Source organism: Caulobacter sp. ALps2 (assembly GCF_058681635.1).
The window spans coordinates 627,061-640,738 of sequence record NZ_CM178743.1 but is presented as its reverse complement, the minus strand read 5'-3'; the positions used below and the strand labels follow the sequence as shown (position 1 = coordinate 640,738).

The following is a 13,678-nucleotide window of genomic DNA, read 5'->3' as shown; positions in this document are numbered from 1 at the left end:
CCGTCATCTCGGTGGCCATTTATAATATAATAATGACCCGCGCAATCGTCGCCATGTTGGAAGCGCTTCCGGATTTCGGAGCCGTTGAGCCCGGTGTCATCGGCCCAGGTGTGGCTGAAACAACGCTGTCATGGGTGGATTGATAGCGCTATCAATTTCGGCTTGAAGGTAGGAATTATACGATTATAGCTACCGAATATGGAGCAAGCGGCGTGTAGGCCGCACGTCACCGGACGCTCAAGAACGATCCGGGACGGCTCCCAACAGGGGAAGGGAACAGCGCATGCAGCGCCTCGATTCATCTCATCGCAAACTGATGCTCGCCGGCGCTTCGGCACTTGTCCTATGCGCCGCCGCGCCCGCCGTGGCTTCGGCCCAGGCCGCGCCCGCCAAGGACGACGCCACGGTCGAGGAGATCGTCGTCACCGGCCAGCGCGCCGCCATCCAGTCGGCCCAGAAGATCAAGCAGAACGCCGAGCAGCTGGTCGACTCGATCACTTCGACGGACATCGGCGCCCTGCCGGACCGCTCGGTGACGGAAGCCCTGCAGCGCGTCGCCGGCGTCACCATCGGCCGCACCTCGGACGGCCGCGACGCCGACCGCCTCTCGGTCGAAGGTTCCGGCGTGCAGGTGCGCGGCCTGAGCTGGGTTCGCGGCGAACTGAACGGTCGCGACAGCTTCTCGGCCAAGAGCGGCCGCACCCTGAGCTTCGAAGACATCCCGCCAGAGCTGATGGCCGGCGTGGACGTCTACAAGAACCCCTCGGCCGACATCATCGAAGGCGGCGTCGGCGGCACGGTCAACCTGCGCACGCGCCTGCCGTTCGACAGCGCCAAGCGCATCATCGCCTATTCGCTGGACGGCTCGTACGGCGACCTCGCCAAGAAGTGGAAGCCCAGCGGCTCGATCCTCTACAGCGACCGCTTCCAGACCGGCATCGGCGAGGTCGGCTTCCTGATCGACCTGTCGGACTCCAAGCTGAAGAGCCGCACCGACACCATCTCGGTCGACCCCTATTTCGTCCGCACCGACCTGGTCCCCGGCAAGACGGTCTATGTCCCCGGCGGCTTCGGCTATCGCAGCCTGGACTTCGATCGGGAGCGCAAGGGCATCGACGCCGTCCTGCAATGGCGCCCGAACGACCAGTGGGAAGCGACGCTGCAGTTCCTGCGCTCGTCGGCCCTGATGGCCTCGTCCGAACACGCCGTCGGTTTCAATCCGGGCTCGACCAACGGTCCAGCCGCCGGCACGGCCTTCACCTATGACGGCGGCGGCCACTTCACCAAGGGCACGCTGGCGGGCTCGCCGGGCGGGACCAGCCTGGGCTCGTCGACCATCGACACCCGCTACGCCGAGCGCAGCTCGGTGACCTCGGACTACTCGCTGAACCTGAAGTACAATCCCAACGACAAGTGGTCGTTCAGCGGCGACGTCCAGTACATCTACGCCAAGACCAAGACGGTCGACACGACGGCCTTCAACGCGCTGAGCGGCGACGCGGCCCCGGCCAGCCTGGACGTGACGGGCAGCCTGCCGGTCATCACCATGAACAACGACAAGGCCTACACCTCGAACCCGGCCAGCTACTACCTGCAGGCCGTGATGGACCACCACGACCGCAACGAGGGCAGCGAGCTGGCTACGCGGTTCGACGGCGGCTACGAGTTCGACGAGGGCGGCTGGCTGAAGTCGCTGAAGTTCGGCGTCCGCGGCACCTATCGCCAGAGCACTACCCGCGAGACCGCCTATCGCTGGGACACGGTGGCGCCGAGCTGGTCGGCCCCGTCGATCGACCAGCTGGCCCCGTACAAGGGCCATTACGCCCTCTATCCGTTCGACAACTACTTCCGCGGCGCGGTGAATCTGCCGGCGACCTTCGTCATGCCGACCGCCGAGTTCGTCCACGACTACGCCAGCTTCGCCAAGACGATCGAGCAGATCGCCATCGCGGGCGGCGGCGGCTGGCGCCCGTTCGCCGGCGACTTCGAAAGCCAGGCCCAGACGGGCGGCAAGGGCAGCACCAACCACCAGAAGGAAAAGACCCTCGCCGGCTACGCCATGCTGCGCTTCGGCAACGACGTCTCGATCGGCGGCGAAGAGCGTGAGCTGGACGGCAATATCGGCGTCAGGGTCGTCAAGACCGAGACCACCAGCCAGGGCATCCAGGTCTTCAACGCCAACACCCAGACGACCGTCCCGGCCCAGGACCTGGCCTTCGCGAACGGGGCCAAGAGCGCCTTCGTCGGCGGTCGCGACTACGTCAACGTCCTGCCCAGCCTGAACGTGCGCCTGAAGGTGACGCCGGAGATGTTCCTGCGCTTCGCCGCCGCCAAGGCGGTGGTGCGTCCGGACTTCGCCCAGCTGCAGCCGAACTACTCGATCAGCGCCACCAACGGCTTCCTGGTCGGCGGCAATTGCGCCAATTCAATCCCCGGCGGCGCCCAGGCCAACTGCGTGTTCCAGTACACGGCCAATGCCGGCAATCCGGACCTGAAGCCGATCCGCTCCACCCAGTACGACCTGGCCTGGGAGTGGTACTTCGCCTCGACCGGCAGCCTGACGGCGACGGTGTTCTACAAGGACATCTACAATTTCATCACCAACGGCGCGCAGCCGGTCACCTTCACCAACAATGGCGTGACACGCACGGTCCAGGTGATCCAGCCGTACAACGCCGGCAAGGGCTCGATCAAAGGCTTCGAAGTCGCCTACCAGCAGTACTACGACTTCCTGCCGGGCCTGCTGAAGGGCTTCGGCGTCCAGGCCAACTTCACCTATGTCGACAGCAAGGGCGCGCGTAACGCCGCGTCCAACCCGTACGACAACAGCCAGCTCACCAACATCACGACCCACGGCGAGGAGCTGCCGCTCGAGGGTCTGTCGAAGAAGAGCTACAACGTCGCGGCCCTGTACGACCTGGGCAAGGTGTCGGCCCGCCTGGCCTACAACTGGCGTGAGCGCTACCTGCTGACGACCACGGCGGCGAACATCAACATTCCCGCCTGGTACGACGACTACGGCCAGCTGGACGGCTCGGTGTTCTACACCCTCAACGACAAGCTGAAGGTCGGCTTCCAGGCCGTGAACTTGACCAACACCAAGACCAAGATCCTGGTCAGCTATCCTGGCCGCCTGGAAGAGGGGCTGACCAAGCACAACTGGGTCGTGGCCGACCGCCGCTACTCGGTCGTGCTGCGCGGGACGTTCTAGGTCACTGTCATCCCGGCTTGGCGCGCTACGCGTCTGGCCGGGATGGCAGCCTTGGTTGAGAGATGACGATGTATCGCAAGTTCGTGGTGGTCGGCGGCGGCACGGCCGGCTGGATCGCCGCGGCGACCCTGATCCAGGCCATGAAGGGCCGGGTGGGCGAGGTCGAGCTGATCGAGTCCGAGGAGATCGGCACGGTCGGCGTCGGCGAGGCCACCATCCCGCCGATCCAGTTCCTGAACGGCTTGCTGGGCATCGACGAGATCGACTTCATCAAGCAGACCCAGGCGACCTTCAAGCTGGGCATCCAGTTCCGCGACTGGGGGCGCCTGGGCGCCGAGTACTTCCACCCCTTCGGCCCCTACGGCCAGTCGATCGAGGGCGTGGGTTTCCACCACTATTGGCTACGCCTGAAAGCCAAGGGCGAGGGTGGCGAGCTCGACAGCTACGCCCTGGCCACGGTGGCCGCCAAGGCCGGCAAGTTCGCGCTGCCGCCCAAGGATCTGCCGCCAGGCGTGCCGGGCCTGGGCTACGCCTACCACTTCGACGCCGGCCTGTACGCGAAGTACCTGCGCGGCTACGCCGAGGCGCGCGGCGTCAAACGCACCGAAGGCAAGATCGCCAAGGTCGAGCAGGACGCCGAGACCGGCTTCGTCACCGGCCTGACGCTGTCCGACGGCCGCCGCGTCGAGGGCGACTTCTTCGTCGACTGTTCGGGGTTCCGAGGCCTGCTGATCGAGCAGGCGCTGGAGGCCGGCTTCGAGGACTGGTCGCACTGGCTGCCCTGCGACCGCGCCTTGGCCGTCCCGTGCGAGAACGTCTATCCGCTGACGCCCTACACCCGCTCGACCGCTCGCGAGGCTGGCTGGCAGTGGCGGATCCCGCTACAGCACCGCACCGGCAATGGCTATGTCTATTGCAGCGCTCACATCAGTGACGACCAGGCGGCCGACACCCTGCTGGCCAATCTGGACGGCAAGGCCTTGGCCGACCCGCGCCCGCTGCGCTTCACCGCCGGCCGCCGCAAGAAGAGCTGGAGCAAGAACGTCGTGGCCCTGGGGCTGGCCGGCGGCTTCATGGAGCCCCTGGAGTCGACCAGCATCCACCTGGTCCAGACCGGGGCCATGCGCCTGCTGTCTCTGCTGCCAATCGGCGGCTACGACCCGGCCGCCGAGGCCGAGTACAACCGGCTGACCCAGATCGAATACGAGCAGATCCGCGACTTCATCATCCTGCACTACAAGGCCACCGAGCGGGACGATACCGAGCTGTGGCGCTACTGCCGGGACATGGCCGTCCCCGACAGTCTCGCCCACAAGATCGAGCTTTTCCAAAACCGCGCCAAGATCGCCCGCTTCGACGAGCAACTGTTCGCCGAGCCTAGCTGGCTGGCGGTGTTCCTGGGACAGGGGGTTCAGCCCCGCGACTACGACCGCCTGGCCGATGTGCCGGCCTATGACGACCTGGTCCGAGCGGTCCGCGGGATCGGGCAGACCAACGCCGGGATCGTGGCGCGCCTGCCGACGCATGACGCGTTCATCGCGGCGGCCTGCAAGGCCGATCCGATCGTGGTTTGAATGGATGACAACGCTATCAAAACTGCTTGTTGGTGTGAATTATACGACTATAGTCTGACTAGCTTCGGCGGCGGGGCGAGGGCCTTTTTGTCCTTGGCCTGCCTCGCGCGGCAACCTCTCCCCGAGGTCGCGCGACGTCTTATCCCGCGCATCGTCTCCTGCGGCGGTGCGCGGATTTTTTTGGACGGGGAGGCTGCTGAACTGGGCTTGTCAGCGCCATCCGGCACGGCAATGGTCCGACAATAAGATTGATAGCGCTAACATCGATTTGGCGCTCGTGTACGGAGGAGGCGGATGGGACTTTCACGCTTCACGGCAGCCCTCGGAATGTTCTCGGCCTTGGCCCTCGCGACGGGCGCCGTCGCGGCCGATCGCGAACTGCCGCGCCTGGTCGAGAAGGACGGCCGCCACGCCCTGATGGTCGACGGCGCGCCCTTCCTGGTGTTGGGCGCCCAGGTCAACAATTCCAGCGCCTGGCCCTCGCAGATGGGGAAGGTCTGGCCGGCTGTCGCCAAGATGGGCGCCAACACCGTCCAGGTCCCGATCGCCTGGGAGCAGATCGAGCCGGTCGAGGGCAAGTTCGACTTCTCGTACCTGGACCTGCTGCTCAAGCAGGCCCGCGAACATGATGTGCGCCTGGTCCTCCTGTGGTTCGGCGCCTGGAAGAACAGCTCGCCCTCCTACGCCCCCGAGTGGGTCAAGCTGGACGACAAGCGCTTCCCGCGCCTGAAGAAGGAAGACGGCGAGCGGTCGTACTCGATGTCGCCGCTGGCCCAGTCCACGCTTGATGCGGACCGCAAGGCGTTCGTCGCGCTGATGACGCACCTGAAGGCCAAGGATAGCGCCGACCGCACCGTGATCATGGTCCAGGTCGAGAACGAGACCGGCACCTACGGCACGGTCCGCGACTTTGGTCCCGCCGCCCAGAAGGTGTTCGATGGCCCCGCGCCGGCCGCGCTCGTGAAGGCCGTGGGCGCAAAGCCCGGAACCTGGAGCCAGGCCTTCGGCAAGGACGCGGATGAGTTCTTCCACGCCTGGCACATCGGTCGTTTCGTCGACCAGGTCGCGGCGGCCGGCAAGGCCGTCTATCCACTGCCGATGTACGTCAACGCCGCCCTGCGCGACCCCATCAAGCCGGGCGAGCCCAAGAGCTATTCGGCCGGCGGCCCGACCGACAACGTCATCGGCGTCTGGAAGGCCGCGGCCCCCTCGATCGACCTGATCGCGCCCGACATCTACATGAAGGAGTCGGTCAAGTATTCGGCGGCCCTGGCCCACTACAAACGGCCCGGCAACGCCCTGTTCGTGGCCGAGACCGGCAACGATCCGGTCTATGCTCGCTATGTCTTCGACACCCTGGGCCGCCAGGGCATCGGCTTCTCGCCGTTCGGCATGGACTATACCGGCTACGCCAACTACCCGCTGGGCGCGGCCAAGATGGACGACTCCACGCTGGAGGCCTTCGCGGCCAACTATCGCCTGCTGGGCGGCATGGCGCGAGAGTGGGCCAAGCTGTCGTTCGAGGGCAAGGTGTTCGGCGGCTCCGAGCCCGATGACCGTAGCCCCCAGTCGACGGTCATGGGCGCCTGGACCGTCACCCTGCGCTACGGCAAGTGGCAGTTCGGGGCGTCCGACTGGGCCTGGCTCAAGGATCGCCCGCAAGGTCCTCAGGGACCTGACGGCGGCGGCGTCGTCGCCCAGCTGTCGCCCGACGAGTTCCTGGTCACCGGCCGCAACGTCCGCTTCGAGTTCGGCCGAGCCCTCAAGGACAACAAGCCGATGCTGATGGCCCGCGTGGAAGAGGGTCACTTCGAGAACGGCCAATGGGTCTTCGACCGCCTGTGGAACGGCGACCAGACCGACTACGGCCTCAACTTCACCGGCGGCTCGCAGATCCTGCGGGTCAAGCTCGCCACCTACTGACGGGACCAGCCATGCGTATCCTAGCTCTCTCCGCTTTCAGCCTGGCCTTGATGGGCTCCACCTCGGCGTTGGCCCTCGACGGCGGCTTCGAGAAGACCGCCGACGGCGTCATCGTCACCCCCGCCTCGGGGCCGGCCAAGAAGGTCCGCCTGCAGGTGATGAGTGACCGCGCCATCCGCGTCACCGCCTCGCCGACCGACACGATCGACGCGCCGCAAAGCCTGATGGTGATCGCGCAGCCCAAGACCAGCGGCTTCACGGTCACCGAGGCCGGCGGCAAGGTCGTGCTGAAGGCCGGCAAGGCCACCGCCGAAGTGACGCTGAAGGACGGCCAGGTCTTGTTCAAGGACGCGGCGGGCAAGACCGTCCTGGCCGAGCAGGGGCGGGCGGCGTTCAAGCCGCACACGATCGACGGCAAGGGCTTCTACGCCATCAGTCAACGGTTCAATCCGTCTACGGATGAAGGCTTCTACGGCCTGGGCCAGCATCAGAACGGCCAGATGAACTACAACGGTCAGGACGTCGAGCTGGCCCAGTACAATCGCGACATCGCCATCCCGTTCGTGCTGTCCACCCGCAACTACGGCGTCCTGTGGGACAACAACGGCATCACCCGCTTCGGTGACCCTAGCCCCTACGCCCTGGCCTCGCGCGACCTGAAGATCACCGACGCCAGCGGCAAGCCCGGCGGCTTCACGGCCAAGTACTACGTCAAGGGCGAGCTGAAGCTGACCCGGACCGAGAAGGACATCGACTACCAGTACCTGGACGACCTGCCCAACTGGCCGACCGAGCTGCAAACGGCGGACAAGAAGCCGGTGAAGGGCGCGACCGTGGTCTGGGAGGGCTTCGTCGAGCCCAAGACCAGCGGCGTCCAGAAGTTCAAGCTGTACTCGTCCAGCTACGCCAAGATCTGGGTGGACGGCCAGCTGAAGATCGACCGCTGGCGGCAGAACTGGAACCCTTGGTTCCACAATTTCACCGTCCCAATGAAGGCCGGTACGAAGCACAAGGTGCGGGTCGAGTGGGATCCCAACGACGGCTATGTCGCCCTGCTGCACAACGACCCGATTCCGGCCGCTCAGCAGAAGTCGCTGACCCTTACGTCGGAAGTCGCTCACACGATCGACTACTATTTCGTGGCCGGCGACAACCTGGACCAGGTGGTCAGCGGCTATCGCGAGCTGACCGGCAAGGCCCAGGCCCTGCCGCGCTGGTCGTACGGCTTCTGGCAGAGCCGTCAGCGCTACAACACCCAGGACGAGCTGGTCGGGGTGGTCAAGGAGTACCGCAAGCGAGGCGTGCCTCTGGACAACATCGTCCTCGACTGGCGCTACTGGAAGGACGACAGCTGGGGCAGCCACGAGTTCGACAAGACCCGCTTCCCCGACCCCAAGAAGATGCTGAAGGACGTTCACGACCAGAACGCCCACTTCATGATCTCGATCTGGCCGAAGTTCTATCCGACCACCGACAACTACAAGGAACTCGACGCCAAGGGTTTCATGTACCATCGCAACATCGAGCAGGGCGCGCTGGACTGGGTCGGCCCCGGCTATCTGAACTCGTTCTACGACCCCTACACGCAAGAAGCGCGCGACATCTACTGGCGCCAGGTCAAGAAGAACCTGGGCGGCATCGGCATCGACGCCTGGTGGATGGACAGCGACGAGCCGGACATGCATTCCAACCTCGACATCCCCGAGCGCACCCTGCGCATGGGGCCGACCGCCAAGGGGCCGGGCGCGGAGTTTTTCAATTCCTACCCGCTGCTGCACACCCAGGCGGTGTTCGACGGCGAGCATGAGCGTAATCCCGACAAGCGCTCGTACATCTTCTCGCGCTCGGGCTTCGGCGGCATCCAGCGTCAGGGCGTAGCCCTGTGGAGCGGCGACGTCGTGGCGCGCTGGGACGACTTCAAGGACCAGATCTCGGCGGGCGTGAACCTGTCGATGTCGGGCATCCCCAACTGGACCACCGACATCGGCGGCTTCTCGGTCGAGGATCGTTACATCGCCAAGGAGGCCAAGCACTGGCCCGAGTGGCAGGAGCTGAACCTGCGCTGGTTCCAGTTCGGCGCCTTCAGCCCGCTGTTCCGCAGCCACGGCGAGGAGCCCTTCCGTGAGATCTGGAACCTCGCCGACGAGGGCACCGAGGTCTATAAGAGCCTCGTCTGGTACGACGAGCTACGCTACCGCCTGATGCCCTACACCCTGACCCTGGCGGGCGAGACCTATCACCGCGACGGCAGCATCATGCGCGGCCTGGTGATGGATTATCCGAACGACCTGAAGGCCCGGGACGTCAATGACGAGTACCTGTACGGCTCGGCGTTCCTCGTGGCCCCGGTGACGGAATTCAAGGCGCGCTCGCGGCCCGTTTACCTACCGGCCGGGACGACCTGGTACGACTTCGAGACGGGCAAGGCCCACGCTGGCGGGACGACCATTAAGGCTGACGCCCCGCTGGGGCGTATGCCGCTGTTCGTGAAGGCCGGCGCCATCGTGCCGACCACCGAGGTCCAGCAATATGTTGGTGAAAAGCCCGACCTGCCGATCACGCTCGTCATCTACACGGGCAAGGACGGCAAGTACGAACTCTACGAGGACGACGGCCTGACCATGGCCTACCAGCGCGGGGCCTATAGCCGCATCCCGATCAGCTACGACAACGCGTCGGGCCGGGTCGTGATCGGCGCCCGCTCGGGCAAGTTCGACGGCATGGTGGACAAACGGACCTTCAAGGTCCGGTTCATCGGGGCCGGCGCCAAACCTACGGACTTCGCCGCCGCCGCCGATGCCACGGTGGAATACGCCGGTGAGCCGGTGGTGGTCACGCGGAAGTAAACGCAGGGGGGCAGGCGCTAGTCCGCCTGCCCCCTGAACCGCTCGATCAGGAACGCCGTCGCCGGTCCCGGCGGGGTGTCGCCGCGGTGGATGGCATGCAGGGCGTAGTGCGCCTCGATCAGTTCGGGCATCTCCAGCCGCACCAGCCGGCCGGCGGCCAGATCCTCGCGGACCATCGGCTCGGGCATGTTGCCCCAGCCCAGGCCCTCCTTCAGCAGGATGTGCTTGGCGCCCAGGTCGGCCAGCCGCCACGTGTGGGCGCTGGCGACGGCGAAATCGCGGCCCTCCGTCAGCTTCGAGCGGTCGGTCAAGACCAGTTGGGTATGGTCCCGCCCCGCGCCCGGCGCGTTACGACCCTGAGCCAGCGGATGGTCGGGAGCGGCGACCGGGATCAAAAGGGTGGCGCCGACCGCGATATAGTCCAACTCGTCGCCGCCGTTGACGACGTCCAGCGGCCCCGCGACACCCAGGGTGGCGCGGCGGTTCAGCACCATCTGGGTCACGGCCCCCAGCCCCTCGACGTGCAGGCGCAGGGTCACGGTCGGGAAGGTCTCGCGGAAGGCCCGAAGGGCGTCGACCACGCGCGCCGTCGGCAGCATGACGTCCAGCACCAGGTGCACCTCGGCCTCGAGGCCCTGTAGCAGCCCCTTGGCCTGGGCGCGCAAGGCGGCGACGTCGCCAGCGATCACCCGGGCCTGGGCCAGCACCACCTTACCGGCCTCGGTCAGCGCCGGAGTCTTGGCCGTGGTCCGGTCGAACAAGGCCAGGCCCAGCTGGGCCTCCAGATTGGCGATCGCGTAGCTGATCACCGAATTGGCCCGGTTCAGCCGCCGCGCGGCGGCCGCGAATCCGCCAGTCTCGACGACGGTCAGGAACACGGTCAGCTGGTCCAGGGTCGGCGTGCCGGGCTCGTTCATGGCCGATCTCTATCGTTCGAAAATATCGAACGTAATAGACGATTTTATTCGGATATCGCGCAAGCCGAAGTAGCGCCAAAACCCACGCCAACGACGGGGGCGAGGCCCTCGCCAAGATATCAAGGCAAGGGATTAGCCGTCATGGCCAAGGTTCTGGTTCTCTACTATTCGTCCTACGGTCACCTGGAAACGATGGCCAAGGCCGTCGCCGAGGGCGCCCGCGAAGCCGGCGCGACCGTCGACATCAAGCGCGTGCCGGAAACCGTGCCGCTGGACGTCGCCAGGGGCGCCCACTTCAAGCTGGATCAAGACGCCCCGGTCGCGGCCGTCGAGGACCTGGCCAACTACGACGCCATTATCGTCGGCGCCCCGACCCGGTTTGGCCGCATGGCCTCGCAAGTCGCGGCCTTCTTCGACCAGGCCGGCGGCCTGTGGGCCCGCGGCGCCCTGCACGGCAAGGTGGCCGGCGCCTTCACCTCGACGGCGACTCAGCACGGCGGTCAGGAAACCACCCTGTTCTCGATCATCACCAACCTGCTGCACTTCGGCACGACGATCGTGGGCATGGACTATGGCCATGCCGGCCAGATGACCCTGGACGAAGTCACCGGCGGCAGCCCATACGGCGCCAGCACCATCGCTGGCGGCGACGGCTCGCGTCAGCCTAGCGAGAACGAGCTGACCGGCGCCCGCTACCAGGGCCGCCGCATCGCCGAGACCGCGATCAAGCTGCACGGCTGATCTCGCTGAATTTGTAACCGGTCGCCCATCCCCACCGGCGACCGGCGGTAGAAGGCCGGCTGGCTGCTTTCCCCTCCCATTTCTCTGGAGTTGGTGGAGCTAGCCGGCCTTTCCTTCGTTGCACTTGAAAAGAAGGAGTCTCTCGATGCGTCGTCGCGGCAGCTTTTTCGGCGATCTCTGGAAAGGGTTCGTCTTCGTCATCACGATCCGGGCGATCGCCAAGCACTATCGCTCGCCCCGTCTCTACCTCGCTGATCGCTGATTGTAGGTGAATTTAGAGCTACCCTTGGTGGTGGAGTGAGTGAAGTGAAATTGTATCATTTTGATACAGGCATTGTTTTAGTCTTCATTTAATAATTAACAAAATAGTTTGAAATCTTAATTATAGAATACTGAAATCTCAACGAAGCTTTAGCCTCGTTATGTGAGAATGCACGTGAGCAAAACGCTCACCGGCATCAAAACGACGCCGGAACACCTCGAATAGGAGTTGTTTCGTCATGGCGCTGAACAGCATCAACACGAACAGCGGGGCCATGATCGCCCTGCAAAACCTGAACTCGACCAACAGCGAGCTGCAGGTCACCCAACAGCGCATCAACACCGGCAAGAAGGTGGGCAGCGCCAAGGACAACGGCGCGATCTGGGCGATGGCCAAGAGCCAATCGGCCACGGCCTCGTCGCTGAACGCGGTGAAGGACTCGCTGCAACGCGGTCAATCGACCATCGACGTGGCGCTCGCCGCCGGTGACACGATCACCGACCTGCTCGGCAAGATGAAGGAAAAGGCCCTGGCCGCTTCCGACACCTCGCTGAACACCGCCTCGTTCAACGCCCTGGTCGCCGACTTCGGCTCGCTGCGCGACCAGATCCAGAAGGCCGCCACGAACGCCAAGTTCAACGGCGCCAGCATCGCCGACGGCACCACCAGCAAGCTGACCTTCCTGGCCAATACGGACGGCTCGACCTTCACGGTCACCGCCCAGGCCCTGAACCTGTCGGGTCTGGGTCTGACGACCACGACGACCTTCGCCACGGCCAGCGCGGCCAAGGCGATGATCGCCACGATCGACGCGGCCATCGGCACCGCCACCAACAAGCTGGCGTCGCTGGGTACGGCCTCGACGGGTCTGGACACCCACCTGACCTTCGTCGGCAAGCTGCAAGACAGCCTGGAAGCCGGCGTCGGCAACCTGGTGGACGCCGACCTGGCCAAGGAAAGCGCCAAGCTGCAATCGCTGCAAACCAAGCAGCAGCTCGGTATCCAGGCGCTGTCGATCGCGAACCAATCCAGTTCGTCGATCCTCAGCCTGTTCCGCTAAAACGGACTTCGGCGATCTTGGTCGTCGACAAGGGCGGGCCTTCGGGTCCGCCCTTCTTCTTTGCGTTCAGTGCTGGCGGCGCCGTTTGAGTCTGATCAGACTCAAGCCTGAGTCCAGTTAGACTCATTTCGCGAAGTAATTAACGATCTCTTTTGGTCGTTAAGGAAGTAACTACAACTCATAAAGGGTATCGAAAGGTCAGCGTCATATTGTCGCGGCGGGTAAAATGCCCGCCGGTTGTCAAAATGACACCGGAACACCTCGAATAGGAGATGTTTCGTCATGGCGCTGAACAGCATCAATACGAATAATGGGGCCCTGATTGCCCTGCAAAACCTGAACTCGACCAACAGTGAGCTGCAAATCGTCCAGCAGCGCATCAACACCGGCAAGAAGGTCGGTAACGCCAAGGACAACGGCGCGATCTGGGCGATGGCCAAGAGCCAGTCGGCCACCGCCAACAGCCTGAACGCGGTGAAGGACTCGCTGCAACGCGGACAGTCGACCATCGACGTGGCGCTCGCCGCTGGTGACACGATCACCGACCTGCTCGGCAAGATGAAGGAAAAGGCCCTGGCCGCTTCCGACACCTCGCTGAACACCGCCTCGTTCAACGCCCTGGTCGCCGACTTTGGCTCGCTGCGCGACCAGATCCAGAAGGCCGCCACGAACGCCAAGTTCAACGGCACCAGCATCGCCGACGGCACCACCAACAACCTGACCTTCCTGGCCAACACCGACGGCTCGACCTTCACGGTCAAGGCGCAAGCCCTGACCCTGGGCGGCCTGGGCCTGACGACCACGACGACCTTCGCCACGGCCAGCGCGGCCAAGACGATGATCAGCGACATCGACAAGGCCATCGGCACCGCCACCAACAAGCTGGCGTCGCTGGGTACGGCCTCGACGGGTCTGGACACCCACCTGACCTTCGTCGGCAAGCTGCAAGACAGCCTGGAAGCCGGCGTCGGCAACCTGGTGGACGCCGACCTGGCCAAGGAAAGCGCCAAGCTGCAATCGCTGCAGACCAAGCAGCAGCTCGGCATCCAGGCGCTATCGATCGCCAACCAGGCCAGCTCGTCGATCCTCAGCCTGTTCCGCTAGGCCAAGAACCCCTCGCGACCGCGTAATGGTCGCCTGACGA

General features: G+C 64.9%; 8 protein-coding genes. 7 read left to right on the top strand and 1 reads right to left on the bottom strand.

Annotated elements, in window-relative coordinates:
- Window positions 1-283: 283 nt before the first annotated feature.
- The 4 genes from ACW173_RS02830 to ACW173_RS02815 all read left to right on the top strand — a co-directional run bounded on the left by ACW173_RS02830 (window position 284) and on the right by ACW173_RS02815 (window position 9,554).
- Window positions 284-3,211 (top strand): TonB-dependent receptor, encoded by a 2,928-nt coding sequence (locus ACW173_RS02830; protein WP_492083379.1) that lies wholly within the window; start codon window positions 284-286, stop codon window positions 3,209-3,211.
- A gap of 62 nt (window positions 3,212-3,273) precedes the next feature.
- Window positions 3,274-4,785, top strand: a complete 1,512-nt coding sequence (locus ACW173_RS02825) for a tryptophan halogenase family protein (protein ID WP_492083378.1) — start codon at window positions 3,274-3,276, stop codon at window positions 4,783-4,785.
- A gap of 294 nt (window positions 4,786-5,079) precedes the next feature.
- The gene (locus ACW173_RS02820) at window positions 5,080-6,708 is read left to right on the top strand and encodes a GH35 family beta-galactosidase (RefSeq protein WP_492083377.1); all 1,629 of its coding nucleotides are present in this window, start codon (window positions 5,080-5,082) and stop codon (window positions 6,706-6,708) included.
- On the top strand, window positions 6,609-9,554 hold the full coding sequence (locus ACW173_RS02815) for a glycoside hydrolase family 31 protein (RefSeq protein WP_492083376.1): 2,946 nt from the start codon (window positions 6,609-6,611) through the stop codon (window positions 9,552-9,554). Before ACW173_RS02820 ends, ACW173_RS02815 begins: the two co-directional genes overlap by 100 nt.
- Window positions 9,555-9,571: 17 nt before the next feature.
- Here the strand turns inward: ACW173_RS02815 and ACW173_RS02810 are convergent, their stop codons facing one another.
- The gene (locus ACW173_RS02810; RefSeq protein WP_492083375.1) at window positions 9,572-10,471 is read right to left on the bottom strand and encodes a LysR family transcriptional regulator; all 900 of its coding nucleotides are present in this window, start codon (window positions 10,469-10,471) and stop codon (window positions 9,572-9,574) included.
- 141 nt (window positions 10,472-10,612) lie between these two features.
- On the opposite strand from ACW173_RS02810, the gene wrbA reads away from it, so the two are divergent.
- From wrbA to ACW173_RS02795, 3 genes are all read left to right on the top strand, one after another.
- Window positions 10,613-11,212, top strand: a complete 600-nt coding sequence (gene wrbA, locus ACW173_RS02805; protein ID WP_492083374.1) for an NAD(P)H:quinone oxidoreductase — start codon at window positions 10,613-10,615, stop codon at window positions 11,210-11,212.
- 500 nt (window positions 11,213-11,712) lie between these two features.
- On the top strand, window positions 11,713-12,534 hold the full coding sequence (locus ACW173_RS02800; protein ID WP_492083373.1) for a flagellin: 822 nt from the start codon (window positions 11,713-11,715) through the stop codon (window positions 12,532-12,534).
- Window positions 12,535-12,816: 282 nt separating this feature from the next.
- Window positions 12,817-13,638 carry a flagellin gene (locus ACW173_RS02795; protein WP_492083372.1) on the top strand — a complete coding sequence of 274 codons (822 nt, stop codon included), beginning with the start codon at window positions 12,817-12,819 and terminating at the stop codon, window positions 13,636-13,638.
- Window positions 13,639-13,678 lie beyond the last annotated feature (40 nt).